The following is a 23,464-nucleotide window of genomic DNA, read 5'->3' on the forward strand; positions in this document are numbered from 1 at the left end:
CTCCATGGACGGGTTCACGGCGGGTCCAGCGGTAAACCAATCTTTGCCGGGGCGCACGGAACTAGCGCACCGGAGCAACCAAGATGAAGTTTGTAGACGAAGCGAACATCACAGTACATGCAGGCAAGGGCGGCAATGGTGCCCTGAGTTTTCGCCGTGAGAAGTACATCGCCAAAGGCGGCCCCGATGGGGGCGATGGCGGGGACGGCGGGAGCGTGATCCTGGAGGGGGATAACAACCTCAACACCATGGTCGACTACCGTTTTGTTCGCACTTACAAGGCAGAGCCCGGCCAGGCCGGCCAGGGCCGTAACTGCACCGGCAAGAGCGGCGATGACCTCGTGCTCAAAGTGCCCGTGGGCACGACGGTGCTGGACGAAGATACCGGTGAGATTCTCGGTGACATCCAGGCGGATGGTCAGCAGCTGAAGGTGGCCCAGGGTGGTTACCACGGCCTGGGAAATACCCGTTTCAAATCCAGTACCAACCGCGCACCGCGGCAGACGACGCCCGGCAGCGACGGTGAGATCCGCTCGCTGAAACTCGAGCTGAAAGTGTTGGCGGATGTGGGCCTGCTCGGCCTCCCTAATGCCGGCAAGTCCACCTTTATTCGCGCGGTGTCCTCCGCCAAGCCCAAAGTGGCTGATTACCCCTTCACCACTCTGGTGCCCAACCTCGGCGTCGTTAAAGTCGAGGCTCATCGCAGTTTTGTGGTGGCCGATATCCCCGGTCTGATTGAGGGTGCCTCGGAAGGTGCCGGGCTTGGTATCCGCTTCCTTAAGCACCTGACCCGCAACCGAATTCTGCTGCACATCGTAGATATGGCGCCCTATGACGGCGTGGAACCGGCAGATGCTGCACTGGCGATTGCCGGTGAGCTCGGACGCTTCAGTCCGACACTGGCCGAGCGCGAGCGGTGGTTGGTGCTCAACAAGACCGACCTGGTAGATGCCGAGACGTTCGCCGAACGCAAAGCCAAAGTGCTTGAGGCACTGGACTGGCAGGGCCCTGTTTACGAGATCTCAGCGATCAAGAGCGAGGGTACCGACCGCCTGTGTGGCGACCTCATGGCCTACCTGGAAGAGCTGCGTGAGCGCGAGGCGGCTGACCCCGAGCTGGCGCTGGCGGATGTGGAGTTGCAGCACCGCATGCAGGACGAGGCGCGCCAGCGCATTGAAGAGCTGCGCAGTCAGCGCCGCCGCGGACCTGATGCCGATGCCGATGCCAATGCCGAGGATGGCGACGATTGGGACGAAGATGACTATGACGTGGATGTTGAGTACGTACCCTGAATGACGAATAGAGCCGAGATAAGCGCCAGCCGTCGCTGGGTCGTCAAGGTCGGCAGTGCGCTGCTGACGGACGACGGCCGCGGCCTCGACGAGAACATGATCCGCACGCTTGTGGCGCAGCTGGCACAGTTGCGGGCCAGCGGCTGCGAAGTGGTGCTGGTGTCCAGCGGCGCCGTGGCTGCCGGCATTGTGCGCCTGGGAATGAGTGCCCGCCCACAGCTGCTGCACGAGTTGCAGGCCGCCGCCGCTGCCGGGCAATCGGTACTGGTACAGGCCTATGAGAACGCCTTCGCTGAACATGACATTATCTCCGCCCAGGTGTTGCTGGGGCACGACGATATCATTGCGCGCGATCGCTACCTGAATGCTCGTGGCACGCTTAAAACCCTGCTTGGCCTTGGCGTAGTGCCCGTGGTGAATGAGAACGACACCGTGGTGACTGACGAAATTCGCTTTGGCGACAACGATACGCTGGGTGCACTGGTGGCCAACCTGATCGACGCCGATGCGCTGTTGTTGCTGACTGATCAGCAGGGCTTGTACCGCGAAGACCCTCGGCAGAACCCCGCAGCGGAGTTGGTACAGAGCAGCGACGTCAATGCGCCGGAGCTGGATGCCATGGCCGGGGAAGGCGGTGCACTGGGCCGTGGCGGTATGGTGACCAAGCTGCGGGCCGCGCGCGTCGCTGCGCGGTCCGGTACGGAAACCGTGATTGCCGGCGGCCGCGTTGAGGATGTGATTGCGCGGGTGACTGCTGGCGATAATATCGGAACCTGGTTGCGGACCGGGAAGCAGCCGCAGAATGCGCGCAAACAATGGCTGGCCTCAATGGTTCAGGTGCGCGGCAGTCTGGCGCTGGATGATGGCGCTGTGCGGGTACTGCGCGAGTCAGGCCGCAGCCTTTTGCCTGTGGGCGTGCGCGGCGTGCAGGGTGATTTCCAGCGCGGCGACATGGTGTCCTGTCGCGACAGTGAAAACCGGGAAATTGCCCGTGGGCTGGTGAATTACAGTGCTGTTGAAACCCGCCAGATCATGGGTTCTGCGTCCAGCGAGATCGAGGGAATTCTGGGCTACACCGGTGGCGAGGAGCTCGTGCACCGGGATAATCTGGTGATTAACTGAATCGGTGAGACGACTTAGCCGTCCGCCAGCATGCCCCAGTCTTCGGCGGGGTTGAGTGACAGACGCACGTTGTCGATCAGGCGAGTGCTGCCCAGTCGGGCCGCGGCCAGAATGGCTATCTCTTCACTGTATTCAGTGACTGCGCGCAGGGTGCGGGCATCGCGAATGGCAAAATAATCCGGCTCAAACCCGGCCTGCAGCAGCTTCATACGGGCGTGGGATTCCAGTTGCAGGAAATTATCGAAACCGCAGGCAATGGCTTCGCGGCAATTGTTCAGAGTCTCGTGCAGTAGCGGTGCGATCTCGCGCTCGACGCCGGTCAGGTAACCATTGCGCGAGCTCATGGCAAGGCCATCCTCGTCGCGGCGCGTCGGAACGCCGACAACCTTCACCGGCATACACAGGTCGCGAACCATCTTGCGAACAATCGACAGCTGCTGGAAATCTTTCTCGCCAAAAGCCGCCACGTCCGGCTGGACGATGTTGAACAGCTTGTTGACCACCGTGGTTACGCCGTCGAAGTGGCCCGGGCGACTGCTTCCGCAGAGTGTGTCACCGAGATCGGGCACCTGGACGACGGTCTGGGCGGCCATGCCCTCGGGGTAAATGTCTTCCACGCCGGGGCGTACAAAACCTGGGCGCCTTCGCTGAACAGCTTTTCTTTGTCGGCGGCCATGGTGCGGGGGTAGGCATCCAGATCTTCGTTGGCGCCAAATTGGAGAGGATTGACGAAAATGCTGACGACGACAATGTCGCAGAGCGTCCGCGCTTTGCGGACCAGATCGAGGTGACCCTCATGCAGATTGCCCATGGTGGGCACAAAGGCAATGGTCTGGCCTTCGCGGCGCAGTTTCCCGAGCGCAGCCTGCAGTTGGGCGGCATTGTTGTAAGTTCGCATATCTAACCCTCTACCACGCGGTGGGTGGTGATGCTAAACCAGCAAATAACACTCACTGAATTCCCCTAAAGCTTGTGCAGCTTTTGAGGGCAGGCAAGTATGCCCCATGCCCCAAGTGTGGGCAATGGGGATTTATGAAAAATTCACGCCGTTTGTTACTTTAGGAAGCGTTCTTTTGTAACAAATGGGTATATGGATCACAAAAAATCGAAAGCGAGGTGGGTTTTTGTGCACCAAAACGGTGCAGTAAATCAGCTGTAGCTGTGCTCTTCGCGAGGGTATTGGCCGGCTTTTACCGCCTGCACAAAGGCTTGCAGGGCGCCCTGGATGGTGGTTTGTCCGTCCATGAAGTTTTCCACGAAGCGCGCCGTGTGTTCGGACAGGCCAAGCAGGTCGTGCATCACCAATACCTGGGCGTCAGTGCCAGCGCCAGCGCCAATGCCAATGACTGGAATATCGAGCTTTTCGCTGATGTCTGTCGCCAGGTGGGAGGGAATACACTCCAGCACCAGCAGGCTGGCGCCGGCGTCCTGAATCTCTACCGCGTCAGCAAGAATCGACTTGGCTTCCTTGGGGGTGCGGCCCTGAACCTTGAAACCGCCAAACTGGTTGACAGACTGGGGGGTGAGGCCGAGGTGGGCACAGACTGGAATACCGCGCTCCACCAGCATACTGATACTGTCCGACAGCCAAGTGCCGCCCTCCATTTTGACCATTTGCGCGCCCGCCTGCATGAGGGCTGTGGCGTTGGCCATCGTCTGCTCGGGGGTGGTGTAGCTCATGAAAGGCATGTCGGCGATTACCAGTGAATCTGGCTGGGCGCGGCACACGCACTCGGTGTGATAGGCCATGTCATCGACAGTGACCGGGATGGTGCTGTCGTGTCCTTGCAGGACCATGCCGAGGGAATCACCCACGAGAATAGTTTCAGCGCCGGCCTCGCTAACAAGTCGCGCAAAGGTGGCGTCGTAGGCGGTGATGCAGACGAACTTCTCGCCGGCGGCTTTCATCTTGTCCAGGGTGCTGGTGGTTACCTTGGCCATGGCGCAGACTATCCAAAAAATGTTGGGTTGAAATAATGGCGGCCACTGCGGATATCCAGCATGTAGTCCACCAGGTGTCCATAGTCCCGCTCGCCGTTGGCCAGGTCGATCTCACTGGCATTCACGATTAGCAGGGGGGCGCCATCGTAATATAGAAAGAACTCACTGTACACTTCGTTCAGACGCTCCAGATAATCCCTATCGATGGCCTGTTCGGCGGGGATTCCACGCTGATCAATTCGCGATTGCAGCACGTCAGTGGACGCCTGCAGATAAATGACCAGATCGGGTTTAGGGGCATCGATGGTCAGTTGCTGATACACCTTTTCATAGAGCTGGAACTCTTCTCTGTCCAGATTGATACGTGCAAACAGTGGGTCTTTCTCGATCAGGAAGTCCGCCACTCGAACGGGCTCGAAGATGTCAGCCTGGCGCAGGTCCTGGAGTTTTTGTGCCCGCTGGAACAGAAAGAATAGTTGGGTGGCGAGGGCGGCCTGCTGGCGATTGCGATAAAACTTCTCAAGAAACGGGTTCTGCTCCGCCTCCTCGAGCAAGGTCTGGTAGTTGAACGTGGCTGCCAGGCGTTTGGTTAGCGTGGTCTTGCCGACCCCAATAGGGCCCTCGACGGCGATGTAGGCGGGCGGGTTGCGCCCCTTCAGGTCGATCTTGATGGCCGGGTCTCCGAATCTGGGCCTGCATTGTCCGGGGCGATAGTCAGTTCTGTGCGAACCAGTTCACCCCTGGGACATCGGCCTAGTAATGTATCAAGTTCGCGGCCGTCCGGCAGCATCATTTTTGGTGGCGCGATGTCGGCCAGTGGTTGCAGCACGAAGTCGCGCTCTGTCATGCGCGGGTGAGGGACCTGCAGACGCTGTTCGTCGATCGTTTGCTCGCCATAGAGCAGCATATCTAGATCGAGGGTCCGCGCCCCCCAGCGCTCGGTACGCAGGCGCCCCTGCTGGTTTTCAATGGCCTGTAGCGCGTCCAGAAGTGCGATGGGGGTGAGGGTTGTATCGATACGGACGACGGCATTCAGATAGTCCGGTTGCTCGCCGGGGCCCACGGCTTTGCTGCGGTAGGCGAGCGAACTGGCGATCAACTGACTGTCAGGAAGTTTGGCCAGAGCCATGACGGCCTGGCGCAATTGGGTCAGGGGCTGGGCCAGATTACTGCCCAGGGCGATATAGGTGCGAATCATTCGCTCTTGTTGCTGCGCCGACGGCGCGGGCGTCGGCGGCGACGCGGCCCGTCGCGTTCTGGCTGTCGGTGCCGGTCTTGCGGTGCCAGGTGTTGGTACTGGGTCCAGAACTCACCGAGGCCATCGGTTTCCTCCCCGGCCTGTTCGCGCAGCAGCAGGAAATCGTAGGCGGCCCGGAATCGGCGATGCTCCACCAGCTCCGCCGCCTTTTTCCCCTGGCGCTTTTTGAGACGCAGCTGAAATTCCCAGATCTCGCGCATGGGCTGGCTGAAGCGGCGCGGAATCGATACGAATTGAACCGCTTCGGCAATGGTTTGCTGGGCTGCGCTGTGCATGGCAGGCATGGGCGGCTCGCCCCGGGCCTCAAGTTGGCTGGCCAGGCGACTGGCCACGGGCCACAGCAGCGCGGCGAGCAGGAAGGCGGGGGTAACCGGTTTGTCCTGGGCGATGCGCTCGTCAGTATTGGCCATGGCGGCTCGTACGAGGGCGAGGTAGTGCTCATCCTCCAGCAAAAGCTCGCTCGTTTCCGGAAACAGGAACTGGAGCAGGTCGTGGCGTAGCAGTTGTTCCAGGGTGGCCGCCGCGTAGCCGGACAGGAACAATTTGAGAAACTCATCAAACAGGCGGGCGGCGGGAATGTCTCGCAGCAGGTGGGCGCATTCGGGGATGGCGGCTGCGGTGTCGCTGTCGATACCAAAGTCGAGTTTGGCGGCGAAGCGAACAGCCCTCAGCATGCGTACCGGGTCTTCCCGAAAGCGCACCTGCGGATCGCCAATAATGCAGATATGGCGCTTTTCCAGGTCTTCCAAGCCGTGTACGTGATCGTAAACCTCGAACGTACCGGCATCATAGTAAAGCGCGTTGACCGTGAGGTCGCGACGCACTGCATCTTCTTCCAGGGTGCCGTAGACGTTGTCTCGCAGCAGCATGCCGCTGGCGGACTGTCGCGAGTGGTTGCCGCTGTTGGCTCGGGCGTCTGCTTCGCCGTTGTCGTGGTGGCCGCGGAACGTGGTGACCTCGATGATCTCGCGTCCGAAGCGCACGTGGACGATACGGAAGCGACGGCCGATGATGCGCGAGTTGCGAAACAACTGGTGCACTTCCTCTGGGGTGGCGTCGGTGGCAATGTCGAAGTCTTTGGGGTGGCCGCCAAGTAGCAGATCGCGCACGGCGCCGCCGACCAGATAGGCCTGGTGGCCCTGGCCGCGCAGGCGCGACATGACCTTCAGTGCGCTGTCGCTGATGTGCTTGCGGGAAATACAGTGTTGATCCCTGGGGATTACGTTCAAGCCAATTCTGCCTGTATCAGGGGGTGGTAACTGGCGCGCAGTCTATCACAAGGTTGCTGTTGGTCGGTTTTCAAAAGGGGAAATGAATAATGGGGAAAACAGAGTTTTCCCCATCCAGGTCTCACATCGAGAGTTATTATTATTTCTAAGGTGCTGTTATTTTTATAGACACTTATCAAAACATGGTTTTGTTAAATGCCCAATCGCTCATAACTGTAAAAAGTTACAACCAAGGCAAAGGCCGACAATATCGCTAGCCAAACCCTACCTGTGGGATTTTATTGTTATGAAATTGAAGGGGAAGAAGTTCTTCCCCATCCAGGTCCATAGTGATAAGTATTATTGTTATTAACGCATCTGTTATTTTTATTGGTGATGCGCGCCTTAAACTGCAGTTGCTGTGCCAGCTTTTGAAATAATGTTTAAAAACAATGACTTAGTTTTTTTTAGTGAAGGCTATGATACCCCTTTCATCCGTGTTTGTTACCTTAATACCCCGGCATTCGTAACCACATAGGGGTAGGGTAACGTTACGTTTCAGGACTGAGCGGCGGTTTTTCTGCGTCGAGGGGTGTTACCCGCCTTGCTTCTGGGGATGCCAAAGCGCTGGCGACGCTCCCAGAGACACTTTCGACTGACCCCGAGCTTCTGTGCCAGCTCGGTCTCGCTCATCGAGTCCTGGTGCTCCAGGACGAAGCGCTGGAAGTAGTCTTCCAGGGAGAGGTCTTCCTGGGGTTCGCTGGCTGATCTGGTGCGGGGAGCAGGGGTGGCAGCAATGCCCTCCTGGCCGCGAATGCGATTGATGTTCACCAGCTCCAGATCGATACCCAGGCTTTCGTTGTCGATTTCGGTGCCACTACTGAGGACGACAGCGCGCTCGATGGCATGCTCAAGCTCGCGGACGTTGCCTGGCCACTGGTAGGTGGTTATAGCCTGAATGGCCTTGGGAGCGAGCTGCATGGCCGGTCGGCCCAGCTTTTGTACCTGCGACTGCACCATACTCTCGGCCAGATGGAGAATATCCTTGCCGCGCTCGCGCAGTGGGGGCAGTGACAGGCGCAGGACATTAATTCGGTAGTAAAGGTCCTGGCGGAATTGGCCCTCGGCGGAAAGCTGCTGCAGGTTGCGGTGGGTGGCGCAAATCAGGCGCACGTTGACTTTGCGTGAGTGCACAGAGCCGATTCGGCGGATCTCGCCTTCCTGAATAAAGCGCAGCAAGCGGGCCTGTGCCTCCATGGGCAGTTCGCCAATTTCATCGAGGAACAGGGTGCCGCCATCAGCGGCTTCGATGAGACCCATGCGACTGGTGTTCGCCCCGGTAAACGCACCCTTCTCGTAGCCAAACAGCTCGGATTCGATCAGCGTGTCGGGGATGGCGGCACAGTTCACCGAGATCAGCGTTTTCTCGGCTCGGCTGCTGCGCTGATGGACGCTGCGAGCCACCAGTTCCTTGCCTGTGCCGGTCTCGCCCAGTACCAGCACGGTCGATTCAGTGGGTGCGAAACGCTCGATATGCTCGAACAGGGTGAGCATAGCGGGGCAGTTGCCAATAATGCCAGTGATGCCAGCGGCGTTGCTCGCCCGGCGCTGGCTCTCTTTCTCCCGCTCAGCGCGTGCGGTGGGATGATCGGCAATAATTCGCTCCACGGCGCTGATCATATCGGCGTGATCAAAGGGCTTGGCGATATAGTCGACTGCGCCCATACGCATGGAGTCCACTGCGGAGCGCAGGCTGGCATAGCTGGTCATAATCAGCACGGGCACATCGCCGGCCTTCTTGATAAGGTCGGTGCCGGGTGCGCCGGGCAGGCGTAAGTCGCTGATAATTAGGTCAAAATCCTCAAAGTTGAACTCTGCCTCGGCCTGTTGGACCGAGCCGGCCTCACTGACCTCGTAGTTGCTCCGTTCGAGCAAGCGGCGCAAGGCAGTACGAATAACACTTTCGTCTTCAACAACGAGAATTTGCTGCATGGGTTGTTACCTGTTGTGTACAACTGACACAACATACTCCTAGCGCGGCCAAGTTGCCAGCTTGTGGGGGGTTAAAGTGTGGGCGAGAGTTACATATCGAACTGGCTACCGTAACTGCTGGTAGCAAGCTTGAGCGTAAAGCGAGTGCCGGGATGAGGGCCCTCCTGGAGGGGGCTGGTGAGCTGCACAGAGCCGCCCAGGTCGTCCATGATGCTGTATACGAGGGCAAGTCCCAGGCCGGTGCCGGCGCCGGGATCCTTGGTGGTGAAGAAGGGGTCGAACACCTGGTTTTGCAGCTCTGCTGGGATCCCGCTGCCGTTGTCGTCGACATCCACGAGGATGTGTTCGCCGCGGGTATAGGCCTGTACCTGAATGTGCCCCTCATCGTCACAGGCATCCCGCGCATTGCCAATCAGATTGACGAACACCTGCAGCAGGCGCTGGCTGTCGCCCAGCACCACCAGCTCCCGGTCGCAGTGGTTGGTGTAGCGCACCTGGCGGGCATCCCGGTCCAGCGACAGCAGGTGGATGGCCTCATCGATACAGTCGGCGAGATTGCAGGGACCCAGCTCAATGGATTCGTTGCTCGAGCCTGCGTGGGAAAAGTTGACCAGCGACTCCACGATTTTAGTGACCCGGTCGGTCTGCTTGAGAATATCCTGGGCGGTGAGGGCTATCTCTTCGGGATCGTCCGCATATTCCAGATTCTGGGCCAGGCATGCGATACCTGTGACCGGATTGCCGATCTCGTGGGCGACCCCGGCGGCCAGGCGACCGATCGACGCCAGCCGCTCGTTGTGTAACAGTTCTGCCTCGAGGCGTTCGTAGGCGGTAATGTCCTCCACCAGAATAACGGTGTCGCCACCGGCGGCGCTGGTTTTGTGCAGGCTAACCCAGCGCGGGTCGGTGGGGTCGGTGGTGATTTCGGCACTGAGCACAGTATCGTCCTCGCTGCGTTGGAAGTCGGCCAGCAGCGCCTGCCAGGGATCGGGCAGGGTTGTCAGTAGCGAGCCCTGTACATCGTCGGCAGTGACCTCTGTCAGGTCTTCCATGGCCGCGTTCCACATCAGCATTTCACCGTCAGTGCCGATAGAGCACACCCCGATGGGCAGCTTGTCCAGTGTCTCCCGGTAGCGCCGTCGCAGTTTATCCAGATCGGCGGCGAGGCCGGTGAACTGGACCTGACCTGAATCCAGGTTGCGTTCGATCAGGTTGATATCTTCGGTGCCGCTGTCCACGAATGGGATGGCCTGCTCGATAATAGTGTGGGCCACGGAGGGGCCCAGCAACCCGGAGAGGTTTGCTTCAATACGCCGGCGCAGCCGACGCAAGGCGTAGGGACGGTTCTCGTCCTCCTCAAAATGGAGTTCTGCCAGGGCGCGTTGCACCTCGTCGGCTGCCGCCTTTTCGCCCAGCACCGGCGCCAGTTGCTCACTGAATCCGGCGGCAGACGCCAGTGGCAGGATCTGTCGAGTGGGGCGGGCCAGCTCATCCATCGCGCAGATTTCCGCCGCAATACGCTCATCAGCGGTCGGTTCGGTAAGCAGTGATACCGCTGCAAACAATGCCACGTTAAAGCCCAGTGACAGGATGGTGACCATGGCCCACATGCTGACTCTGTCTGCGGCCATGGAGGGAAACAGGGCGTCGAGGATTTGGGGGTCGCCAAGAATGGCGGGCATCATAATCAGTGCCAGCCACACGCCCAGGCCGCCGGCGAGCCCGGCCAGCAGGCCGCGGCGATTAGCCCTTGGCCAGTGCGGTGTGGCAATGATGCCAGGCAAAAATTGCAGCGTACCGGAAAAGGCCACCAGTGCCAGGGCGGTCAGGTTCTGGCTGTCGTCGAGCCCCAGGTAAAACCCGTAACCCGCCAGGATAAGCACGACGATGAATACTCTGCGGATATGTCGCAGCGGCCGATAGATATCGGCTTCTTCAGCTAACTTGAGCAGGCCATAGGGCAGGATCAGGTGGTTGAGGCACATATTGGCCAGCGCCAGGGTGGTCACCACAATCGTCGCGGTGGCCGCCGACAAGGTAGCGATAAAGGCCATGATCGATACATTGGGCAGGTTTAGATACTGGCCGATGGCAATCCCGGAGTAGGCCATGGGTATGGGGTGTTCCAGCATCATGCCACCCCAGGCCAGCGGTAAAACCGGCAGGCTCAGGCACATCAGGTACAGCGGGACACCCCAGGAGGCCGTGTACAGGTGCTTGCTCTCGGTGTTCTCGGCAAACATCATGTGGAATATGTGGGGCATGCACACTGCGCCGGCAAAAAATACCAAGAGCAGGGTGTGGGCGTTTTCAAAGCTCAGCTGGGTCGTGAGTTGCTGGCGAACAGGCGGGTATTCCCGCAGCCATTGGGCGAGATCGTCAGGACCGCTGAACAGCTGATAAATCACCGCGAACATAACGCCCAGCAGGGCCAGTAACTTGACCAGTGACTCGAACGCCATCGCGGTTACCAGGCCGGTATTGCGGCGCCGGGATGAGGCGTGCCCGGTGCCGAACAGGATCGCAAACAGGGTAATCACAATGCACACCATGAGCGCCACCGAGATCTGCGGAAAACCGGAATGAGCTTCGCCAGCACCGAAGCCTGATAAATAGTGCACACTGTCGCTGACCACCTGAATTTGCAGGGCCAACAGCGGCAGCATGGCCAGGCTCATCGTGATGGTAATCGCGGCGCCCACCCGCGAGCTGCGGAAGCGGAAAACCAGCATGTCGGCCAGAGACGCGAGTTGATAAACCCGCGACAGGCGCAGAATAGGTACGAGTATCAGGGTGCCCAGCAGAAAGACCAGGCCCGCGCCGCAGTAATACAGCAGGAAGTTGTAGCCGTAACGATAGGCCACTTCGATCACCACGTTGCTGCTCATGACGCCGGCAAACACACCGAGTGATAGCACGTAGGTGAGCGGATGATGAGTGACGGCGCGGGGAATAATCTGCCGCTCTGCCAGGTGCGCAATGGCAAATAGCAGCGACAGGTAGCACGCTACCAGAACCAGTATTTCAGTGAGGCTAAAGGTCATCACCCTGCCTCGGTCGCTGGGCCAGCCAGGCGACCAACACGATGGCACTCCACACCAGGTACGGGCGCAGCCATGCGCTGAAATCGCTGGTTAGCCAGTCGGTAATAAAAGGGAAGCACACCAACAGGACAGCAATAGCCAGCAGCAGAGTGCGTTGGATGTACATGGTGCGGCGGTGTCCCTGTGGTTGAGAGCCTGGGGGGTTACCCGGGCGATACTACGCGGGCGGGGCAGGTCGGTAAAGCTCAGGCCGTCGGCAGTTGTGCGGCGGGTAGGTCCATTACCCCGGGAATCGCGCCCGGCTGCCAGTGCTGACAGGCGTAGTCGAGAATCTCTCGTGGCGAGCCTGCGTCTGCCGGCGGTGCACTCTGGTGCAGAAATGCCAGTGCCTGGCGCAGGTTGTGTGCGGCCCGGTCGCCATCAAGGGCAGGCGCGTGATTCTGTTTGCTGTATTTCTGCCCCAGTTCGTTGGTAATCACGGGCAGGTGGCCATACGCCGGTTGGGGCAGGTCCAGGCAGCGCTGCAAATAGTATTGCCGTGGAGTTGAGTCGAGCAGATCTGAGCCCCGAACAATATGGCTAATAGCCTGGAAACCATCGTCGACAACCACGGCTAATTGGTAGGCGTAGAGCGAATCTTTGCGCTGCAGGGTGAAATCGGGCAGCGCGCTGCCCAGGGCGTCCTGTTGAGGGCCCTGATAGGCATCTTGAAACTGGATGACGGTGCTCTCCGGCACGCGAACACGCCGTGCGCAGGTCGGTTTGAGTTGTTCCTGGCGGGGCAGGCAGCGTCCACGGCAGGCGCCGCCAGGGCCGAGCGTTGCTCGCGTGCAGTCGCAGCTGAACAGCAGTTGTTTACGCTCTAGTTCTGCCAGCGCCGCGGTATAGGCTTCGTGGCGCTGGCTTTGCCAGAGCACGCTTTCGTCCCAGGTCAGGCCGTGGGCTTCAAGGCTGCGCAAGATACTGTCCGCTGCGCCCGGTTGCTCCCGGGGAGGGTCGAGATCTTCCATGCGCACCAGCCAGGTACCATCGCTGGCGCGGGCATCCAGATAACTTGCAAGAGCGGCAATCAGAGAGCCCAGATGAAGCGGGCCGGTCGGTGAGGGGGCGAAGCGCCCCCGATACGCAGTGGGAGAGTGGGGCAAGGCCTTAGCCCAGCTCCTGCTTCTCCTTGATTTCATCGAGTGTTTTGCAGTCAATGCAGAGGTTGGCAGTAGGGCGGGCTTCAAGCCGCTTGATGCCGATCTCAATACCGCAGGTATCACAGAAACCGTAGTCTTCCTGCTCGATACGCTCGATGGTGGAATCGATCTTTTTGATCAGCTTGCGCTCGCGGTCGCGAGTGCGCAGCTCCAGGCTGAACTCTTCTTCCTGGGTAGCGCGATCTGCCGGATCGGGGAAGTTGGCGGCCTCATCTTTCATGTGAGTCACGGTACGATCCACTTCTTCCATCAACTCGGCTTTCCAGTTCAAGAGGATGGCTTTGAAATGCTCGCACTGCTTCTCGTTCATGTACTCTTCGCCGCGCTTGGGCTTATAAGGCACGAAGTTCTTGAACTCGACGGAGGCTGCTTTTTTGGCGGGCTTTTTAGCTGCTGCTCTAGGCATGGTTGTCTTCCATAACTAAAAACATTGACGACACAATACTCACAGAATGGCCGATTGGGAAATCCCGATCAGGCCAAGGGCGGAGAAACTACCAGATTCATTGACTGCGTGCCAGCTTTTTAGTCTGTTGCTAGAATGGCTCCTTGATAAGCGGGGGATGTATGCAGAATAAATCAAGGCCCGGTGGCTTCGCCCGGCGCCTGCAGGAAATAGAGCCATTCAGGGTGGTGGAAGTGCTGACGCGGGCCCGGGAGCTGGAAGCCCAGGGGCGCGATATTGTGCACCTTGCCGCCGGCGAACCGGATTTCGCCACCGTGGCGCCGATTGTTGAGGCGGGGCGCAAGGCGCTTGCCGACGGCGCCACCTATTACTCCGAAGCAGCCGGGCTGCCGGCGTTGCGCGAGGCGCTGTCGACGTTTTATCAGACAGAATATGGCCTGGATATTTCGCCCCGCCGAATCATGATCACCCCGGGAGCCTCCGGTGCCTTGCTGCTGATTGCCTCGCTGCTGATGAATCCCGGTGACGGCATGCTCATGGCTGACCCGGGTTATCCCTGCAATCGTCACTTCTTGCGCCTGGTCGAGGGGCAGGGGCAGTTGGTGCCTGTTGACGCCAGCACCCGCTATCAGATGACACCTGAACTGATGGGCGATCACTGGCAAGCTAATACCATTGGCGCCATGCTGGCCTCACCGGCCAACCCCACCGGCACTGCGCTGTCGCGCGAGGAGCTGGCGGCTGTCGCCGCCGCAGTGCGGCAGCGCAAAGGCTACCTGGTGGTCGACGAGATTTATCACGGCCTGGGCTATGACGCGGCCACGCCGAGCGTGCTCGAGGTCGATGATGACGCATTCGTCATCAACAGTTTCTCCAAGTATTTCGGTATGACGGGCTGGCGCCTCGGCTGGCTAGTGGCGCCGGAGGCGGCGGTAGAGGAGATGGAGAAGCTGGCCCAAAACCTGTTTATCTCCATGTCGACCATGGCTCAGTATGCGGCACTGGCCGGTTTTGAGCCGGCAACGCGTGAACTGCTGGACGAGCGCCGGGATATTTTCCGGCAGCGACGTGACTTTCTCTATCCCGCAGTACAGACGCTCGGCTTTGACGTGCCCTGCAAGCCTGAAGGTGCATTCTACATTTATGCCGATGCCTCCAGGTTTACCGATAACAGCCAGGCGTTTTGCCTGCAAATGCTGGAAGAGCACGGTGTGGCGCTGACCCCAGGTCTGGACTTCGGCCACCATCGCGCCGCAGAACACCTGCGCTTCTGCTATACCGCGTCAATGGACCGGCTGGAGCTGGCGGTGGAGCGCCTCGCTGGGGTGTTGCGGTGAGTGACCTGATCGAAGGCACCTTGATCAAGCGGTACAAGCGCTTCCTGGCCGATGTGGAGCTCGACAGCGGTAAAGTGATTACCGTCCATTGCCCCAATACCGGTGCCATGACCGGTTGCGCCGAGCCGGGCTGGCGGGTGTGGCTGAGCCGGTCGGATTCGAAAACCCGCAAATATCCGCACACCTGGGAACTGGTGGAAACGGGCGCCGGTATGGCCTGTATCCACTCGGTGCGCGCCAATGCCCTGGTAAAGGAGGCCTTTACCAGCGGTCTTATCCCGGGTTTTACAGACTACCCGGAAATTCGCACTGAGGTGAAATACGGCAACGGCAGTCGCGCTGACCTCTTGCTTGAGGGTGACACTGGCAAGGTCTATGTGGAGGTAAAGTCCGTGACATTGTGCTCGGCGCGTGGCCAGGGTTTGTTCCCGGACGCGGTCAGCGACCGCGGCCGCAAGCACCTGCAGGAACTGCGCGACGTGCTGGGCCCGGGCACCCGCGCGGTGATGTTTTTCTGTGCCCTGCACGAGGGCATCGACCATGTGAGTGCCGCCGGTGAGATCGACCCGCGCTACCGGGACACGCTGGCTGAGGTTATCGATGCCGGTGTGGAGGTCATGGCCTGGGGCGCTTCCGTCTCGCCGCAACAAATGGCCCTTAGCAGGTCGCTCACGTTTAGCGTGGATCCCCAATGACGCTCTTGCTGTCTCAGCTCACGGGCCGCGAAGAATCCCATCTGGTAGCGGCGGACACCCCGGCGCGGCTGAGTCCTGCCGCGGCAGCCGCGTTTGCCCGGTTGCAGGCGGATGCCAGGGAGGCCGGCTTCGACCTCGCCCCCGCCAGTTGCTTCCGCTCCTTTGTGCGTCAATTAGCTATCTTCAATGGCAAGGCGGCGGGTGAGCGAAGCCTGCACGATGATGCGGGCAACCTCCTTGATGCCGATGCCATGACCCCTGTCGAGCGGCTCCACGCCATTCTGCGCTTTTCAGCGCTACCGGGTGCGTCACGCCATCACTGGGGCACTGATCTGGATGTGTTTGACGCAGCCGCACTGCCCGAGGGTTATCGCCTGCAGTTAAGTCCAGAGGAGGTTGCCCCGGGTGGCATGTTCGATCCGCTCCACTGCTGGCTGGATGAGCGTATGGCCCAGAGGCAATCGCATGGCTTCTACCGGCCCTACGGTGAAGATCGTGGAGGTGTTGCGCCCGAGCGCTGGCATCTTAGCTACGCACCGCTGGCCACGGGCTGTGAAGGGGCATTGACGCCGCAGTTGTTGCACCAGAGCTGGGAAGGTATTGAGCTGGGCTTGCGCGCCGAAATCGAAGCAGATCTGGAGCAGATTTTTAACCGCTACGTGCAGGTGCCTGAAGGGTGGTGTCCCGCGTAAAGCGAGCGAGGGGGGAGAATGCCCGGCGCGCAAGGCGCCGGGCGCTGAGAACTTAGCCGTTCTCTTTTTCCTTGGCCGCTTCGTGCAGGTGGCCATAGTGGTTCCAGTAGTCTTTCTCAGCAGCAGCGATCACCTTGAGGGCTTCGTCGCGACCGTAGACGTGGTCCACCTTGATGTTCACATCCTTCCCGGGCACCAGCTTGTAGGTGGAGAAATAGTGCTGCAGACGCTCTACCTTGATCTTGGGCAGGTCAGCGATATCGTGAACGTCGCCCCAGATGTTGTCGCCTTCCAGTACCGCGATAATCTTATCGTCGGCTTCGCCACCGTCGATCATCTGGATGCCGCCGATAACACGGGCGTTCAGGATGATGTCGGCACGGGTGATGTGGCGCTCGGAGAATACGCAAACGTCCAGCGGATCGCCGTCAGCTTCGTCGGCATCGGGGCACAGAGCTGCTACTTCCTCGGCACAGTGAGTGCGGGGCAGGAAACCGTACAGCGCGGGGGGGCTGGAAGTGGTGCGCTGGGGGCGGTCAACCATCAGGAAGCCGGATGCCTTGTCCAGTTCATACTTGACCACGTCGTCAGCGGTCATTTCGATGTACACCTGGAAGATATCTTCAGGGGCTTCATCAGCCTTGATGTGCAGGCCGTGCCAGGGGTGGCGGCGCCAGCGGTTAAAATCGCGATTGCTGTACATAATCGTTTCCTTCAAATGGGTTGCTTCACTAGGACGGCGCGCATTGTACAGGGATTGATCAGCAAAATCCGCTCTACTTGGGTTGAATTTTTGGGTTTGGGGGGCGATTTGGATTTGATGAAGGCTATCCGGCACAGAACTTCCGCACGGCCTTACGAAATCGCTGCAAGGCCATCCATGGCGCGCTCCGGCGTCCGCCATCCATGGCTCCCGACGGTTTCGTAAGGCTGTGCGGAAGCTCTGTACCTCTTATTGCTCGCGACATCAGTTTGATGTCGTGCATAAGGCTGCCAGGAAACATGCGCTGACGCCTATGGTTCGAGTTGTTGCGTGAGCAAGTGCAGAGGTCCGGGGGCAGGTAAGGTGTTCCCGGGATGTGCGGAGCCATGGATGGCGGAGCCGCAAGCCTGCCATGGATGGCGCTTTAGGCGGTCCCGGGGATGCCTTACCTGTTCCCGGGCCGCCGGGCAGAGAACCCAGCTAAACCTTAAACGACTTCCGCAACTTCTTGGGCACCATCACATTCTTCAAGCGAACATACTTCGGCATGCCGCGCTTGTAGTCAGGATAAGCCTCACCCTGAATCAGCGGCTCAAGATAGGCCCGGGCCTCGTCCGTGATGTTGAAGCCATCGCGGGTGATGTAGTTGCGCGGCATCATTTTCTCGACATTGGCCACGTCTGCCAACGGTGCCTCGACGATGGACCAGCGATAGCGCTTGCCCTTGCCGCGGACGATCGCAGGCATGACCGCGTTCTTGCCCGCCAAGGCCATCTCAACGGCGGCTTCACCCACCGCGTAGGCCTGGTCGACGTCAGTCTGGGAGGCGATGTGACGTGCGGCGCGCTGCAGGTAGTCGGCGACCGCCCAGTGATACTTGTAGCCCAGCTCGTCCTTGATCATTTGCGCGAGGTTGGGGGCCAGGCCACCCAGCTGGCTGTGGCCGAAGGCGTCCTTGAGGCCCGATTCGGCGAGGAAGGTGCCGTCTTTGTATTGGGCACCCTCGGAGGCCACGATCACGCAGAAGCCGTGCTTCTTCACCGTGCGTTTGACCTTGGCCAGGAATTTCTCACGGTTAAAGGCCACTTCCGGGAACAGAATGATATGAGGTGCATCGCCCTCCTGTTCGGCGGCCAGGCCACCGGCGGCGGCAATCCAGCCCGCGTGGCGGCCCATGACTTCCAGAATAAAGACCTTGGTGGATGTCTCGCACATAGAGGCGACATCCAGGGCAGCTTCGCGGGTGGAGATGGCAATGTACTTGGCAACAGAGCCAAAGCCTGGGCAGTTGTCCGTAAGCGGCAGGTCGTTGTCGATAGTTTTCGGTACGTGAATCGCCTGTATGGGATAGCCCATGGATTCACTCAGCTGCGACACCTTCAGGCAGGTGTCAGCGGAGTCGCCGCCGCCGTTGTAGAAAAAGTAGCCGATGTTGTGCGCTTTGAAGACCTCGATCAGGCGCTCGTACTCGGCGCGATTCTCTTCAATGCTCTTCATTTTGTGGCGGCAGGAGCCGAACGCGCCCGAGGGTGTGGTGAGCAGGCCGCGGATGGCTGCGGAACTTTCCTTGCTCGTGTCGATCAGTTCTTCACGTAGGGCGCCGATAATGCCGTTGCGGCCGGCGTAGACTTTGCCGATATCGGATTTGTGTTTGCGGGCTGTTTCAATGACGCCACAGGCGGAGGCATTGATGACAGCAGTCACCCCGCCCGACTGGGCGTAGAAGGCGTTTTTCTTTGGCATGTGCGGTGTCCCTTTTGGTGGCGCAGCCAGCGCCAGCGGGTTTTGTCGGTGCGCTAATGATACGGCAAATAGTGGCGTTCTGACACGTCCGCCAGGGAATTGGATCAACGCCAGGTATGCGGCGTGATACCATGACGCCCTTAATCAAGGAGAAGCTTTTTTGAAAGGCCACATTCATATCCTGGGAATCTGCGGTACTTTTATGGGTGGTATCGCACTGCTGGCCCGGGAGCTGGGCTTCGAGGTCACTGGCTCGGATGCCAACGTCTATCCACCAATGAGCACGCAGCTGGAAGCAGCGGGTATTACCCTGATGGAGGGTTATCACCCAGAGCATCTGCAGCCTGCGCCCGATTGCGTCGTCGTGGGCAATGCCATGACCCGGGGTAATCCCGCAGTAGAGTACATGCTCGATCAGGGACTGGCCTATACTTCGGGGCCGCAGTGGCTGGCGGAGAACTTGTTGCAGGGCCGATGGGTGCTGGCGGCGTCGGGTACGCACGGAAAAACCAGTACCAGCAGCATGCTGGCGTGGATTCTGGAATATGCGGGCATGGCCCCGGGCTTTCTGATTGGCGGTGTCCCTGCGGATTTCGGGCTCTCGGCACGTCTCGGTGACACCGATTTTTTTGTCGTGGAAGCCGATGAGTACGACACCGCCTTTTTCGACAAGCGCTCCAAGTTTGTTCACTACCGGCCGCGCACCCTGATTATCAATAATCTTGAGTTTGATCACGCCGATATCTTCCCCAATCTGGCGGCGATTCAGCGCCAGTTTCACCATGTGGTGCGCTGCGTCCCCGCCCTGGGGCGGATTGTGCATCCGGCGCACAGTGGCGCGGTGGCCACAACACTGGATATGGGGTGCTGGACGCCGCGGGTGAGCTTTGCCGCGGGTGATGACGGCGACTGGTCTGCGCAGCTGCTGGCCGCCGACGGTTCTGCTTTCCGGGTGAGTAGCCCCCGCGCCGAGGATGTGGAGGTGCGGTGGTCTCACTGTGGCAACCACAACGTAGAAAATGCACTGGCTGCCATGGCCGCAGCTGAACATGTTGGCGTGGTGCCGCCCGTCGCCGCCCAGGCATTGGGTGAGTTTCGCGGCATTAAGCGTAGGCTCGAGCATCTGGGTACGGCCGCCGGTGTTGCGGTGTATGACGATTTCGCACATCACCCCACGGCGATTGCGACGACGCTGGCAGGCATGCGGGCGCGTCATAATGGCGGCCGGTTGTTGGCGTTGATCGAGCCGCGCTCCAATACCATGCGTATGGGTGAGCACCGGGAACGGCTGGCGCCGAGCACGGCTGATGCCGACCGGGTCTACTGGTATCAGGGCGCGAACGTAAATTGGGACATGCAGGACGTGGTCGACGCTTGTGGCCACGCCAGTCTGAGCAGGGATATCGACGAATTGGTACAACAGGTAACAGCACAGAGCGAGCCGGGTGACAGCGTGGTGGTGATGAGCAACGGCGGGTTTGGCGGTATTCACGGCAAACTGCTGGCGGCACTGGAGGCAAAGGCATGAGTCTCGCGCAAACCTATAACCGGGTTGTATTGGGGCGGCCCTGGCTGTGGCTGATGCTGGTGGCTGTGCTGGTGGCGAGCGCCGCGAGCCAGATACCCAAAATCAAGCTCGATGCCTCTGCCGATTCGCTCATGTTGCAGGGTGACCCGTCGTTGGAATTGTTCCGTGAAACGGGAGCACGCTATGCATCCGAGGATTTTTTGCTCATTACCTGGCAGCCGGATGGACCGCTGCTGGCGCCGGCATCGTTGGAGCCATTGCGCGCCATGGCCGACGAGCTACGGCAGTTGCCGGGAGTGTCTTCGGTGGTCACGGTATGGGATGTCCCCCTGCTGGAAAGCCCGCCGGTGGCGTTGTCCGATATTACTTCGCCGGACCCTTTGCCCAGCCTGACGGATCCTGACATTGATATCGACCTGGTGTTGCGGGAGCTGACGACCAGTCCTATTTACGCGGACCTGCTGGCCAGCCGCGACGGTACGCTGACGGCGGTGCAGATCAATCTGCGCCGCGACGATACCTATTTCGAATTGCTGGCGCAGCGTGACGCACTGCGTTTCAAGGAGGCCAAAGAAGGCCTTGGCAGTGCAGAGCAAGCTGAGCTTGCCACCGTGGAGCGGGCGTTTAAGGCACATACCGCCAAGGGCCTGGAGGCCAGCGGCGCACTGGTGCAGTCGGTGCGCGGTATTGCAGCTGACTACGAGCAGTACGCGACGCTGTTTGTGGGCGGCGTGCCGATGATCGCCTCGGACATGGTGAGTTTTGTGCGCAGCGACCTGGTCACGTTTGGCGGAGCCATTCTCGGCATTATGCTGGTGGTGCTGGCGGTGATTTTCCGCAGCCCGCGCTGGGTGGTGATTCCACTGGTCACCTGCTCTTCCACGGTGGTGGTTATGCTCGGCCTGCTGGGTGCCCTCGATTGGCGCATGACGGTGATTTCATCCAATTTTGTCGCGGTGCTGCTGACAATTACCCTGGCGATTTGTATCCACCTGATTGTCCGCTACCGCGAGCTTCACGCACTCGACCCCGAAGGGGATTTGTATGAGCGGGTGGCCAATACGGTGCGGCTGATGGCCGTCCCTTGCTTTTATACCGGTCTGACCACGGTGGTGGCGTTTGTATCGCTGGTGGTGTCCGGGATTCAGCCGGTGATTGATTTCGGCTGGATGATGACCGTGGGTATTGGTGTCGCGCTGTTGCTGGCATTTATTCTGGTGCCTTGCCTGATGCTGGTGTGGCCCCGGGGTAAGTCGCACAGTCATCACGGCAATGACCCGACGCTGACAGCCTTTTTTGCCAAGCTGACGGATCGCCACGGCGCCACGATTATCGCGGTCACGCTGGTCGTTGTGGTGGCAGTTGTGGTCGGTATTCGCAGGCTGGAGGTCGAGAACCGCTTTATCGATTACTTCCACGAGTCCACTGAGATTTATCAGGGGATGGAGCTGCTCGATTCGAAGCTTGGCGGCACCATTCCGCTGGATATTCTGATCAGTGCGCCTGATCTCGGCGCGCTGCCCGGCCTGGAACCTGTTGCCGTTGCCGACCCGGTCCCGGTGGCCGAAGACGACCCGTTCCTCGAGGAAGAGGAATCCTTTGCAGCGCCTGAGTTGGCCGAAGACGGCCTTGACGATGAGTGGGGCGATGAATGGGGCGATGAGTTTGACGGCGGCTTTGACGACTTTGCCAGCCCCGCGGGCGACAGCGACTTCCAGCCCAGTTACTGGTTTAGCCTGCAGGGCATGCGCGAGCTCGATGCAGTGCACGCCTACGTAGATTCGCTGCCCGAAACCGGCAAGGTGTTGTCGCTATCCACTGTGTTTGCCGTGGTCAAGAATCTGCTGGGTGATGACATTGGCAGCGTTGAGCTCGCGCTCGTTCAGAAGAGCCTGCCGGATGACATCAAGGGGATGATGGTTGATCCCTACTTCTCCACCGAACACGACCAGGCTCGCTTGACTGTACGTGTCATGGAGACCAGCCCGTCGCTGCGACGCGACCAGTTCCTCAACGATGTCCAGTATCACCTCACCAACGAGATGGGATTTGCCGAGGAGCAGTTGGAGTTCACCGGTATGCTGGTGCTCTATAACAACGTGCTGCAAAGCCTGTTCCGCTCGCAGATTCTGACACTGGGCGCTGTTTTCCTCGCCATTCTGGTGATGTTCCTGGTGTTGTTCCGCTCTCTGTCGCTTGCGTTGCTGGCATTGGCCCCCAATATCCTGGCCGCCGGACTGGTGCTGGGGGTGATGGGACTAGCGGGTATTCCCCTGGATATTATGACCATTACGATTGCGGCGATTGTGGTGGGGATTGGCGTGGATAACTGCATTCACTATGTGCATCGCTACACCCGGGAATTCCCGCTCGATCGCAATTACCGGGCCACTATGCACCGCTGCCATAGCAGTATTGGGCGGGCCCTGTACTACACCACGCTGACGATCGTGATCGGCTTCAGTACGTTAACGCTGTCGAACTTCACGCCGAGTATTTACTTCGGCGTGCTTACGGTGCTGGCCATGGTGGCGGCAGTGCTGGGTGCGCTGTTACTGCTACCGCAGCTGATTATTCTCTTTAAGCCGCTGGGGCCCGAAGGAGCGCAACAATGAGTGTCGCTGTCAGCATGCCCTTGTTTCCCCTTTCTGCCGTGCTGTTTCCCGGCGGCCGCATGCAGCTGCAAATCTTCGAGCAGCGTTATCTGGACCTGGTGCGAGACAGCATGAAGTCCGGTGAGCCCTTTGGCCTTGTCTGGATACGGCAGGGCTCAGAGGTCGCGCAACGAGGGCAGGCCTCGACGGCGCTGGGTGACTGGGGCTGCAGTGCGCGCATCGTCGATTGGGATCAACTGCCCAATGGCCTGCTCGGCATTACGATCGAGGGCGAGGAGCGCTTTGATCTACATGCGACCCAGGTGCGGGAAAACGACTTGGTTGTCGGCGAAGTCACGTTGCGGCCAGACCCGGGTCCGGCGCCGATGGATGCCCAGTGGCAATCCATGGTGGATGTCTTGCAGAGCCTGGAGGCCCACCCGCATGTGCAGAAACTGGCCCTGTCGCCGGATTTTTGCGACGCATGGTCGGTGGGTTGGACCTTGGCACAACTTCTGCCCCTGGAAGAGCATTTGAAATACCAGATGTTGGGTTACGATCAGGTGGAGCTGCTGATGAGCGAACTCGACCGAACTCTCAATGAGATCAGCGGAGAAGGCTGAGTTTTGAGCACTTTAGGGCAAATAATCCAGAAAAGTGCAGAAATTTTGATTCCAAGGCTTGCACATTTTGTGCGCAAATATATG

General features: G+C 59.6%; 19 protein-coding genes and 1 pseudogene. 8 read left to right on the top strand and 12 right to left on the bottom strand.

What is annotated here, in order from left to right; all coding sequences use genetic code 11:
* Nucleotides 1-83 precede the first annotated feature (83 nt).
* Together cgtA and proB are read left to right on the top strand one after the other, a co-directional pair.
* Entirely contained in the window at nt 84-1,292 is a 1,209-nt protein-coding gene (cgtA, locus tag BST95_RS05780; RefSeq protein ID WP_084198519.1) for an Obg family GTPase CgtA, read from the top strand.
* Nucleotides 1,293-2,414 carry a glutamate 5-kinase gene (gene proB, locus BST95_RS05785; protein ID WP_084198520.1) on the top strand — a complete coding sequence of 374 codons (1,122 nt, stop codon included), beginning with the start codon at nt 1,293-1,295 and terminating at the stop codon, nt 2,412-2,414. It begins immediately after the preceding gene.
* Between the two features lie 125 nt (nt 2,415-2,539).
* On the opposite strand, the pseudogene panC reads toward proB, so the two are convergent.
* The 10 genes and pseudogenes from panC to dksA all read right to left on the bottom strand — a co-directional run.
* A pseudogene (panC, locus tag BST95_RS21320) lies at nt 2,540-3,312 on the bottom strand (pantoate--beta-alanine ligase); the annotation flags it as partial.
* A gap of 251 nt (nt 3,313-3,563) precedes the next feature.
* Nucleotides 3,564-4,355 carry a 3-methyl-2-oxobutanoate hydroxymethyltransferase gene (gene panB, locus BST95_RS05795; protein ID WP_084198521.1) on the bottom strand — a complete coding sequence of 264 codons (792 nt, stop codon included), beginning with the start codon at nt 4,353-4,355 and terminating at the stop codon, nt 3,564-3,566.
* Nucleotides 4,356-4,363: 8 nt separating this feature from the next.
* Complete coding sequence (locus tag BST95_RS05800; RefSeq protein ID WP_066056210.1) at nt 4,364-5,020, bottom strand: deoxynucleoside kinase; 657 nt, start codon at nt 5,018-5,020, stop codon at nt 4,364-4,366.
* Nucleotides 5,011-5,553, bottom strand: a complete 543-nt coding sequence (gene folK / locus BST95_RS05805) for a 2-amino-4-hydroxy-6-hydroxymethyldihydropteridine diphosphokinase (RefSeq protein WP_084198522.1) — start codon at nt 5,551-5,553, stop codon at nt 5,011-5,013. Before folK ends, BST95_RS05800 begins: the two co-directional genes overlap by 10 nt.
* Nucleotides 5,550-6,842 (bottom strand): polynucleotide adenylyltransferase PcnB, encoded by a 1,293-nt coding sequence (pcnB, locus tag BST95_RS05810; RefSeq protein ID WP_084198523.1) that lies wholly within the window; start codon nt 6,840-6,842, stop codon nt 5,550-5,552. The genes folK and pcnB overlap by 4 nt, the downstream gene beginning before the upstream one ends.
* A 537-nt stretch (nt 6,843-7,379) precedes the next feature.
* Complete coding sequence (locus tag BST95_RS05815) at nt 7,380-8,813, bottom strand: sigma-54-dependent transcriptional regulator (RefSeq protein WP_084198524.1); 1,434 nt, start codon at nt 8,811-8,813, stop codon at nt 7,380-7,382.
* Nucleotides 8,814-8,902: 89 nt separating this feature from the next.
* Entirely contained in the window at nt 8,903-11,857 is a 2,955-nt protein-coding gene (locus tag BST95_RS05820; RefSeq protein WP_084198525.1) for an ATP-binding protein, read from the bottom strand.
* Nucleotides 11,847-12,023, bottom strand: coding sequence for a hypothetical protein (locus tag BST95_RS19640; protein ID WP_157114459.1), 177 nt, complete (start codon nt 12,021-12,023; stop codon nt 11,847-11,849). Before BST95_RS19640 ends, BST95_RS05820 begins: the two co-directional genes overlap by 11 nt.
* A gap of 79 nt (nt 12,024-12,102) precedes the next feature.
* Nucleotides 12,103-13,002, bottom strand: coding sequence for a tRNA glutamyl-Q(34) synthetase GluQRS (gene gluQRS, locus BST95_RS05825; protein ID WP_229801782.1), 900 nt, complete (start codon nt 13,000-13,002; stop codon nt 12,103-12,105).
* A 4-nt stretch (nt 13,003-13,006) separates the two neighbouring features.
* Nucleotides 13,007-13,465, bottom strand: coding sequence for an RNA polymerase-binding protein DksA (gene dksA, locus BST95_RS05830; protein WP_066055592.1), 459 nt, complete (start codon nt 13,463-13,465; stop codon nt 13,007-13,009).
* A gap of 161 nt (nt 13,466-13,626) precedes the next feature.
* On the opposite strand from dksA, the gene BST95_RS05835 reads away from it, so the two are divergent.
* The 3 genes from BST95_RS05835 to BST95_RS05845 are packed head-to-tail and all read left to right on the top strand — an operon-like array spanning nt 13,627 to nt 16,189.
* A complete protein-coding gene (locus BST95_RS05835) occupies nt 13,627-14,802 on the top strand; it encodes a pyridoxal phosphate-dependent aminotransferase (RefSeq protein ID WP_084198527.1) in 1,176 nt (391 codons plus the stop codon).
* A complete protein-coding gene (gene sfsA, locus BST95_RS05840; RefSeq protein ID WP_084198528.1) occupies nt 14,799-15,497 on the top strand; it encodes a DNA/RNA nuclease SfsA in 699 nt (232 codons plus the stop codon). The genes BST95_RS05835 and sfsA overlap by 4 nt, the downstream gene beginning before the upstream one ends.
* On the top strand, nt 15,494-16,189 hold the full coding sequence (locus BST95_RS05845) for a M15 family metallopeptidase (RefSeq protein WP_084198529.1): 696 nt from the start codon (nt 15,494-15,496) through the stop codon (nt 16,187-16,189). The genes sfsA and BST95_RS05845 overlap by 4 nt, the downstream gene beginning before the upstream one ends.
* A gap of 52 nt (nt 16,190-16,241) precedes the next feature.
* Here the strand turns inward: BST95_RS05845 and BST95_RS05850 are convergent, their stop codons facing one another.
* Together BST95_RS05850 and BST95_RS05855 are read right to left on the bottom strand one after the other, a co-directional pair.
* The gene (locus BST95_RS05850; RefSeq protein WP_066055580.1) at nt 16,242-16,892 is read right to left on the bottom strand and encodes an inorganic pyrophosphatase; all 651 of its coding nucleotides are present in this window, start codon (nt 16,890-16,892) and stop codon (nt 16,242-16,244) included.
* Between the two features lie 480 nt (nt 16,893-17,372).
* A complete protein-coding gene (locus tag BST95_RS05855) occupies nt 17,373-18,635 on the bottom strand; it encodes a 6-phosphofructokinase (protein WP_084198530.1) in 1,263 nt (420 codons plus the stop codon).
* Between the two features lie 160 nt (nt 18,636-18,795).
* Between BST95_RS05855 and mpl the strand changes: the two genes are divergently transcribed.
* The 3 genes from mpl to BST95_RS05870 are packed head-to-tail and all read left to right on the top strand — an operon-like array spanning nt 18,796 to nt 23,380.
* Nucleotides 18,796-20,163, top strand: a complete 1,368-nt coding sequence (mpl, locus tag BST95_RS05860) for a UDP-N-acetylmuramate:L-alanyl-gamma-D-glutamyl-meso-diaminopimelate ligase (RefSeq protein ID WP_084198531.1) — start codon at nt 18,796-18,798, stop codon at nt 20,161-20,163.
* Nucleotides 20,160-22,778 (top strand): efflux RND transporter permease subunit, encoded by a 2,619-nt coding sequence (locus BST95_RS05865; protein WP_084198532.1) that lies wholly within the window; start codon nt 20,160-20,162, stop codon nt 22,776-22,778. The genes mpl and BST95_RS05865 overlap by 4 nt, the downstream gene beginning before the upstream one ends.
* Complete coding sequence (locus BST95_RS05870) at nt 22,775-23,380, top strand: LON peptidase substrate-binding domain-containing protein (protein ID WP_180962042.1); 606 nt, start codon at nt 22,775-22,777, stop codon at nt 23,378-23,380. The genes BST95_RS05865 and BST95_RS05870 overlap by 4 nt, the downstream gene beginning before the upstream one ends.
* Nucleotides 23,381-23,464 lie beyond the last annotated feature (84 nt).

The organism is Halioglobus japonicus (assembly GCF_001983995.1).
Classification (GTDB): Bacteria; Pseudomonadota; Gammaproteobacteria; order Pseudomonadales; family Halieaceae; genus Halioglobus; species Halioglobus japonicus.